Source organism: Thioclava sp. IC9 (genome assembly GCF_002213225.1).
In the GTDB taxonomy this organism is placed as follows: Bacteria; Pseudomonadota; Alphaproteobacteria; order Rhodobacterales; family Rhodobacteraceae; genus Thioclava; species Thioclava nitratireducens.
On record NZ_NBNX01000018.1, the window covers coordinates 1 to 8,005 of the forward strand.

6 protein-coding genes are annotated in these 8,005 nt (G+C 65.5%); 3 read left to right on the forward strand and 3 right to left on the reverse strand.

From position 1 onward, the window contains the following. Window positions 1–323: 323 nt before the first annotated feature. Complete coding sequence (locus B6V76_RS19415; RefSeq protein WP_088728308.1) at window positions 324–2,243, reverse strand: DEAD/DEAH box helicase; 1,920 nt, start codon at window positions 2,241–2,243, stop codon at window positions 324–326. A gap of 142 nt (window positions 2,244–2,385) precedes the next feature. After that, window positions 2,386–3,414, reverse strand: coding sequence for a cation transporter (locus B6V76_RS19420; protein ID WP_088720663.1), 1,029 nt, complete (start codon window positions 3,412–3,414; stop codon window positions 2,386–2,388). A gap of 163 nt (window positions 3,415–3,577) precedes the next feature. Here B6V76_RS19420 and xylB point away from each other — a divergent pair, with 163 nt between their 5' ends. Beyond that, a complete protein-coding gene (xylB, locus tag B6V76_RS19425) occupies window positions 3,578–5,014 on the forward strand; it encodes a xylulokinase (RefSeq protein WP_088728309.1) in 1,437 nt (478 codons plus the stop codon). A gap of 43 nt (window positions 5,015–5,057) precedes the next feature. Here xylB and B6V76_RS19430 read toward each other — a convergent pair whose 3' ends face one another. Then, window positions 5,058–5,981, reverse strand: a complete 924-nt coding sequence (locus B6V76_RS19430) for an aldose epimerase family protein (RefSeq protein ID WP_088728310.1) — start codon at window positions 5,979–5,981, stop codon at window positions 5,058–5,060. Between the two features lie 312 nt (window positions 5,982–6,293). On the opposite strand from B6V76_RS19430, the gene glpD reads away from it, so the two are divergent. Both glpD and B6V76_RS19440 read left to right on the forward strand, forming a co-directional pair. Beyond that, the gene (gene glpD, locus B6V76_RS19435; protein ID WP_088723663.1) at window positions 6,294–7,853 is read left to right on the forward strand and encodes a glycerol-3-phosphate dehydrogenase; all 1,560 of its coding nucleotides are present in this window, start codon (window positions 6,294–6,296) and stop codon (window positions 7,851–7,853) included. A gap of 21 nt (window positions 7,854–7,874) precedes the next feature. Then, window positions 7,875–8,005: FGGY family carbohydrate kinase (locus tag B6V76_RS19440; protein WP_141104962.1), on the forward strand; the 131-nt coding region annotated here is incomplete at its 3' end.

The window sequence follows — 8,005 nt, forward strand, 5'->3', positions numbered from 1 at the left end:
TGCGGTAGACCGCGGCAAGCGCCGGGTGGATGATGACGGGATCGGGCGTTGGTATCGTGGCGAGCGTGTTCCGGAGCTCGAACTTACGGGGCTTACCTCGTCTCGGAGGCCAATAGTTGACCTGCACGGACGCATAGCAACACCAACCGGGCTTCGCTCGTGGCGAGGCGAAAGACCCGTGACAGTGATATTAAGGGGCATCAGGCCACGGAGGCTTCTGTCGCGCTCTCACAGTCTAAGGCGGTAAGGGCGCTGACCCGGGCGCTTCGGATCTGGTACGAAAAAGGCCCGCATCGCTGCGGGCCTTTTGTAGAATCATATCGTCACTTGCGCGGCTTTTTCGGGCCGCCGGGCTTGGGCTTTCCGCCTTTTCCCGGATGCGTCCCTTTGCCGGGGCCCGCGTATTTCGCGCGAGGTTTTTTCGGTTTCGCGCCGGCGCCGCCCTCGGGCTTGCGCTTTTTCGACGGGATATCCGCTAGGGCGGCAAAGACCGCCTCGTCATCCGGGCTCCAGCCGCTCGTCTTGGTATTGTCCGCCGGAGCGCCTTCAGTACGTGCGCCCTTGGGCGAGCCTTTGCGATGGGGCGCATTGCCCGGGTGTTCCCCACGCTCGCCACGATGGGGCTTGCTCTGCGGTTTGTCAGCGCGCCGCTTTTTCGGCGGCGGGCCGAAATCGGGTTCACCATTGAGGGCGCGGGCCGTGATCTCGTCGGAGAGCTCGCCATCGGGACCAAGCGAGGCCGCGAACTTTGCGACGCTCTTCTCGGCAATCTCGACGAAGGTTTCGTCGTCGCGCACGCGGATCGCGCCGATGGCGGATTTCTCCAGATCGGCATGGCGGCGCAGGAGCGGCAGCAGCCAACGCGGCTCGGCTCGGTCATTGCGCCCGACCGACAGGGTGAACCAGCGGCTCGGGCCGAATTCCTGGCGCTCGGACTGGCCCTTGGTGTCGGGCGGCAGAAGGTCTTCGGGCGGTGCGTTGCGCGCTTGCTGCAGGCGCAGGAAGGCGGCGGCGACAGCCTCGGCCCCGTGCCTGTCGAGCAGCTTGCGCGCGAACGCCGCCTGATCCTCGGTGATCGGCTCGCGCCAATCGGGATCGGTCAGCAGGCGCTCTTCGTCGCGCGCGATGATCGACTCGGCAGAGGGCGGCACCGTCCATTCCGCGTTGATCTTGGCGAATTTCAGCAGGCGCTCGGCGCGTTTGACCATGCGAGGCGGCACGATCAGCGCGGACATCCCCTTGCGCCCGGCGCGACCCGTCCGGCCCGAACGATGCAGCAGGCTCTCTGTGTTCTGCGGCAGATCGGCATGGATCACTAGGCTCAGGTTCGGCAGGTCGATACCGCGTGCGGCGACGTCGGTCGCCACGCAGACCCGCGCCCGCCCGTCGCGCATCGCCTGCAGCGCGTGGCTGCGTTCGGCCTGTGACAGCTCGCCCGAGAGCGTCACGACCGAGAGGCCGCGATTGCCGAGACGGGCGCTGAGATGGTTCACCGCCGCGCGGGTGTTGGCGAAGACGATGGCGCTTTCGTCATGATGAAAACGCAGCAGGTTGAAGATCGCATGATCGCTGTCCGAGGCCGCGACCTTCAGCGCCTTATAGGCGATGTCGGAGTGCTGCTGCGCGGTGTTGATCGTCGAGATGCGCTGCGCGTCGTTCTGGAATTGCTCGGCCAGTTTCGCGATCATAGGCGACACGGTGGCCGAGAACAGCAGCGTGCGGCGCTCTTCCGTAGCGGAGCCGAGGATGAATTCGAGGTCTTCGCGGAAACCCAGATCGAGCATCTCGTCGGCTTCGTCGAGCACGACCGCGCGGATGTCGCCCAGGTCGAGCGCGCCGCGGCGGATATGATCGCTAAGACGGCCGGGGGTGCCGACCACGATATGGGTGCCGCGCTCGAGGGCGCGCCGTTCCTGCCGCGGATCCATGCCGCCGACGCACGAGCTGACGATGGCGCCGGTCTTGCCATAGAGCCAGCGCAATTCCTGCATGACCTGGAAAGCGAGTTCCCGCGTGGGGGCCACGACGAGTGCAAGCGGCGTGCCGGCCGGGCCGAAGCTTTCGGCCTCGCCCAGAAGGGTCGGCGCGATCGCGAGACCGAAGCCGACCGTTTTGCCCGAGCCGGTCTGGGCAGAGACCAGCAGGTCCTTGCCCGCCAGCGCGGGATCGGTCACCGCGTCCTGCACGGGAGTGAGAGTGTCGTAGCCGCGCTCGGCGAGCGCTGCGGAAAGGGAGGGGATCATCGGAAAGTCGTCCAAGCAATGACGTAAGGGACGGGCCGCTCTGCTTCTGGCAGCCCGTGCGGAAGGCGCCTGCATAACGGTCCTTGCGGCAAATGTATATTGCCTATTTCGCGAATCCGCGCTGAGAGGCAAGAATCCTTGGTCAGGCGAGGACTTGCAGCACCACTGCCGAGGCGTAGATCGCGACCAGAAGCAGGCTCTCGATCCCGATCCGGGCCGGCCCGTCCTTCTGCCGCAGGATCAATCCGCCGAGCAACACGCCCGTCATCATCAGTCCCGTCGCCAGCCAGTACAGATCCGGCATCGAGACTGCGTGGTAGAGCGAACCCTCGCGATACGCCCCGTCCGAGAAGACTAGGAACAGCGTGTCGAAGGTGTTGCCGCCGATAATGCCGCCGATTGCCAGTTGCAGTGCGCCGCGGCGGACCGCCGTCAGCGTCGTCACCAGTTCCGGCAGCGATGTTACCACCGCCGTCAGCAATGCGCCTACCAGCGAGGAGCTGAGGTTGAAACGTGTGACGAATTCTCGCCCCGCTTGCGAAATGACCCAGCCGCTGAGGCCCATGACGACGACGAGGCCGACGAAGACGAGGATCGGCCCGCGTGGTGAACGGTTCCTCTCTTCTTCGTCCTCGGGCTCGTCATGGCGGGTCTCGCGGGTTTCGACCGGTTTCCACATCGGCGTTTCCGACACCTGGGCTGCGAGCTTGGTGCCGCCGAGATAGGCGAGAAACAGGATCACCGAGGCCGGGCTGATGCCCCAGATCGCGTAATCGGGCGCGGCGGTCGCGGCGAGCGGGATCGACAGCAGCACGATCAGCATCACCGCCTGAAACAGGTTGGCAGGCTCCGCCGCCGAATGTTCGAGATTGGCCCGCCGGTGCAGCATGTCGGCCAGCGCCAGAAAGAAGGTCTGCGCGGCGATCCCGCCAACGGCGTTGGAGAAGGCGAAGCTCGCGTCTCCTTGTGCGGCTACCGAGACGGAAACGACGATCCCCGACAGCGAAGTCGCGGCGCCCAGAACGATCCCGCCCGCCAGCGCCTCGCCGATGCGGGTGCGATCCGCGATCACGTCGGCCAGCCCGGTCGCCTTGATCGAGGAGATGACGACGATCAACCCCGCAAGGGTGAAAGCGCCAAGCAGAAGAGGGGTCGAGAGAGAGGCGATCATCCAGGCTCCGGGGTCACTGTTCGAAAGGCAACCGCGCAATGCGCTCACGGTTCCGTTATGCGGTGCGACGGACAGGCACATTCGTGTGGGGTCGAGGAGTCGACATGCCCGCCAGAGACGTTAGGGTCGGCGCGAGACGAGTAGCGCGCGCGGGAGGACAAGCATGTTTATCGGATTGGATCTGGGCACCTCGGGGCTGAAGGGCCTCTTGATAGACGATGCGCAGCGCGTGGTGGCCGAGGCGACGCATCCCCTCACCGTTTCGCGCCCCCATGAAGGCTGGTCGGAACAGAATCCCGCCGAATGGGTCGCGGCGATGGAGGCGGTGCTGGGCACGCTCGCGCAGCATGACCTCTCGGCGGTGCGCAGTATCGGGCTTTCCGGGCATATGCATGGCGCGACGTTGCTGGATGCGCAGGACGCGGTGCTGCGGCCCTGCATCCTGTGGAACGACACCCGCGCCCACCGCGAGGCGGCGTCCCTCGACGCCGACCCGCAGTTCCGCGAAATTAGCGGTAATATCGTCTTCCCCGGCTTCACCGCACCGAAGCTGGTCTGGCTTGCGAAGCAAGAGCCTGAAATCTTCGCGAAGGTGGCGAAGGTACTGTTGCCGAAGGATTACCTGCGGCTCTGGCTGACCGGGGAACATGCCTCGGAGATGTCCGATTCCGCCGGAACCAGCTGGCTCGATACCGGTGCGCGTGACTGGTCGGACGCGCTTCTGTCGGCGACCGGGATGCGGCGCGAACAGATGCCGCGTCTCGTCGAAGGCTCGGACGTGTCGGGCACGCTGCGCCCGCAGGTCGCGGCACGCTTCGGCCTCCCGGACGGTGTCGTCGTGGCCGGTGGCGGTGGCGACAACGCGGCTTCGGGCGTTGGCGTCGGCGTCGTGGCGGCCGGACAGGCCTTTGTCTCGCTCGGCACTTCGGGGGTGCTTTTCGCCGCGGACGACGGCTATCGGCCCGATGCGGCGAGCGCCGTGCACAGCTTCTGTCACGCCCTGCCTCAGACATGGCACCAGATGGGCGTGGTGCTGGCCGCGACCGACGCGCTGAACTGGTATGCGCGGCTTCTGGAGAGCGACGCCAAGCAGTTGACCGAGGGCCTCGGCCCGTTGCGGGCGCCGGGCAAGGCGCGCTTCCTGCCCTATCTCGGCGGCGAGCGCACGCCGCTGAACGACGCGGCGATCCGTGGGGCCTTCATCGGGCTTGAGCATGCGACCGATCGGGCGGCGACGACGCGGGCCGTGCTGGAAGGCGTGAGTTTCGCGCTTCGCGATTGTCGCGACGCGCTGGTTGGGACCGGGACGCGGATCGAGACGCTGCTTGGTGTCGGCGGCGGGACGCGTTCGCGATATTGGTGTGAGGCAATCGCGACGGCGCTCGATACGCCGGTGGCCCTGCCGGTGGCGGGCGACTACGGCGGCGCCTTCGGGGCGGCACGGCTCGGCATGATGGCGGGGACCGGCGGCGGGTTGGAACTCGCACGCCCGCCCGAGATTGCTGCGACGATCGAGCCGGTGCCCGCGTTGCGCGCGGCGTTCGACGAGGGCTATGAGCGATATCGTCAAGCCGGTGCCGCGCTGAGCGGTTTGACCTGACCCTGCGCGCCGCGCCTTTTCCGCTGGCGTGGCTTTCGCGGGCTCAGCCCGAGAACTGCAGGCGAATTCGGTTCACGTATTCCTTCCCGGGTTGCAGGATCGCGGACGGGTACTCGGGGTGATTGGGCGCATCGGGCCACGCCTGCGGCTCCAGACAGATCGCGTTGAAGCTATCACCCGATGGCGAAGTGTAGACCTGCAAGCCGGGCTGGTTGCTCAGCATCGTCATGCTGCGCCCCGAGGCCGGATCGTTCAGTGCCGCAATCTCGCGCATGGCGCCGGGACGCAGACAGAAGTTGTGATCGAAGCCTGCGCCATCCGGTCCCGGCACCGGGGCCGAATCGCGAAAGTCGAACCGGGTGCCTGCGACATTGCGCGGGGCGCCGACAGGCAATGTTTCGGAATCGATCTCCAGCACCTGATCGGCGTTGATCTTCAGCCGGTGATCGGCGATCGAGCCACCGCCGGCGAGGTTGAAATACCCGTGCGAGGTCAGCGAGACCGGGCAGGCCCGATCACAGCGCGCGCGATAGGTGATCGTCAGAGTGGCAGGGTCCGATAGCGCAAAGCTCGCCTCCGCCACGAGATTGCCGGGAAAGCCCTGATCGCCGTCGCGGCTTTCGAGCCGCAGCGCCACCGCGTTGATCCAATGCGCCACGACCGTCCAGTCGCGCTGGTCGAAGCCCTGACCGCCGCCGTGAAGGCAGTTTCCGTTCTCGTTCGTATCAAGCTGGAACTGCTCGCCATCAAGCGTGAAGCGGCCCCCGGCGATGCGGTTGGAGTAGCGCCCGATTGTTGCGCCGTGGAAGCTGCGTGCGGTCTCTCCGGGATCGGGGCCGATAAGAATCTCGACCGGGCCGTCGGCGCCTGGCAGCACCAAGCTTGTCAGTCGTGCGCCTTTCGGGTCGATGCGGACCCGCATCCCCGAAGCAAGCCCGATCTCCAGTTCTGTTTCATGATCGAACATGCTCTTGTCCCGTCCGGTTCCCGATGCGACTTACCTTACGTAAGCCTCTTCGCACGTCACGACTTTAACCTCGATCAATCCCATAGGCGAGTTAGCTACATCGTCAGTTTTCTGCCCGTCAAACGTGCTGAACGCCCCGAGTCTCACCATACAGCAACGCTGGCGTTCCTTAAAAGTTTCGTGATCGGTGCGGAGAATTTGGGGACGAGGCGTTTTCACGCTCGATTATGCGCGAAAATTGTCTATAATTACCAATAACGAAAAATATCGCGCCTAATGGTGCAGAAGCGATGGGCATTAGGAGTGCGCAGAATGTCACAGGCAGTAGACCTCTTCGTGATCGGCGGCGGCGTGAACGGCTGCGGGATCGCGCGCGACGCGGCAGGGCGTGGCCTCAGGGTGCGTCTGGCCGAGATGGGCGACCTCGCGCAGGCGACCTCCTCGGCCTCCACCAAGTTATTCCATGGCGGGCTGCGCTATCTCGAGTATCTCGAGATCAAACTGGTGCGCGAGGCACTGTCCGAGCGCGAGGTGCTGATCCGCGCGATGCCGCATATCTCCTGGCCGATGCGCTTCGTGCTGCCCTACAGCGCCGACATGCGTTTCGAGAGCGATACGCCCGTCTCGAAGATGCTCTCGACCGTGATGCCGTGGATGAGGGGCAAGCGCCCGTCCTGGATGATCCGCTCGGGGCTGTTCCTCTACGATCATCTGGGAGGGCAGGGGCTCTTGCCGGGTACGAAGCGACTCGATCTGCGCAACACGCCCGAAGGCGCGCCGCTGAAGGATCAATTCGCTCATGCCTTTGAATATTCCGACGGCTGGGTGCAGGACGCCCGGCTCGTCGTGCTCAATGCGCGCGACGCCGAGGCGCATGGCGCCGACATTCGTGTGCAGACGAGGGTCGTCGAGGCGCATCGCGACGGCGGTCATTGGGTGATCACCACCGAGGGGCCGAACGGGCGCGAGGAGCATTTGGCCCGCGCCGTGGTCAATGCGGGCGGCCCGTGGGTCGAGCAGATCCTGAAAGGTACGATGGGCAGCGCCAGCCGCGAGCATATCCGCCTCGTGCGCGGCAGCCATATCGTGACTCGCAAGCTCTACGATCACGATAAATGCTACTTCTTCCAAGGCACCGACGGGCGGATCATCTTCGCGATCCCCTACGAGCAGGACTTCACCCTGATCGGCACGACCGAGGCCGCGCATGAGGATTCGCCGCTCGCCGCCGAATGCACCGAAGCCGAGCGCGATTACCTGTGCGAATTCGCCTCCGAGTATTTCAAGCAGGAAGTTACGCCCGACGATGTCGTCTGGACCTATTCCGGCGTGCGCCCACTCTATGAGGACGGCGCGAGTTCTGCGACCGCGGCGACGCGCGAATACGTGCTCTCGCTCGATGCCCCGACGGGCCAGCCGGCGGCGCTGCATGTATTCGGCGGCAAGATCACCACCTATCGTCGTCTGGCCGAGGATGCGCTGGCCAAGCTGCGCCCGCATCTGCCCGGGATGGGCGGGCCGTGGACGAAAGACGCGCGTCTCCCGGGCGGCGATTTCGCCCCCGAAGAGGTCGAGGCCAAGATCGCCAAGCTCTCGCAGGACTACCCCTTCGTGGATCGCAAATGGGCCGAGCGGATGATCCGTCATTATGGCACCGAGGCGTGGGACATCTTCGGCGATGCCAAGGCGCTGGCCGATCTGGGCCGCGATTTCGGCGGTACGCTTACCGAGGCCGAGCTGCGCTGGCTCGTCGAGAAGGAATGGGCCCGCAAGGTCGAGGACGTGATCTGGCGGCGTACCAAGCTGGGCTTGCGGCTCGATGCCGATCAGGTCAACTCTGTCGCCGCGTGGCTGGAGGAGCACGCGGCCTGAGGCGCGAAACGGGAGGACTTCATGACCCATATTCTGGCAATCGACCAAGGCACCACATCGTCGCGGGCGATCGTCTTTGACGGCGCGCTGCGCCCGGTGGCGAGCGCGCAGCAGGAATTCACGCAGCATTTCCCGCGTTCGGGCTGGGTGGA

Coding starts and splice junctions, on each gene's coding strand:
- xylB (WP_088728309.1), top strand. CDS start 3,578: ATGTTTATCGGATTGGATCTGGGCACCTCGGGGCTGAAGGGCCTCTTG.
- B6V76_RS19420 (WP_088720663.1), bottom strand. CDS start 3,414: ATGATCGCCTCTCTCTCGACCCCTCTTCTGCTTGGCGCTTTCACCCTT.
- B6V76_RS19415 (WP_088728308.1), bottom strand. CDS start 2,243: ATGATCCCCTCCCTTTCCGCAGCGCTCGCCGAGCGCGGCTACGACACT.
- B6V76_RS19430 (WP_088728310.1), bottom strand. CDS start 5,981: ATGTTCGATCATGAAACAGAACTGGAGATCGGGCTTGCTTCGGGGATG.
- glpD (WP_088723663.1), top strand. CDS start 6,294: ATGTCACAGGCAGTAGACCTCTTCGTGATCGGCGGCGGCGTGAACGGC.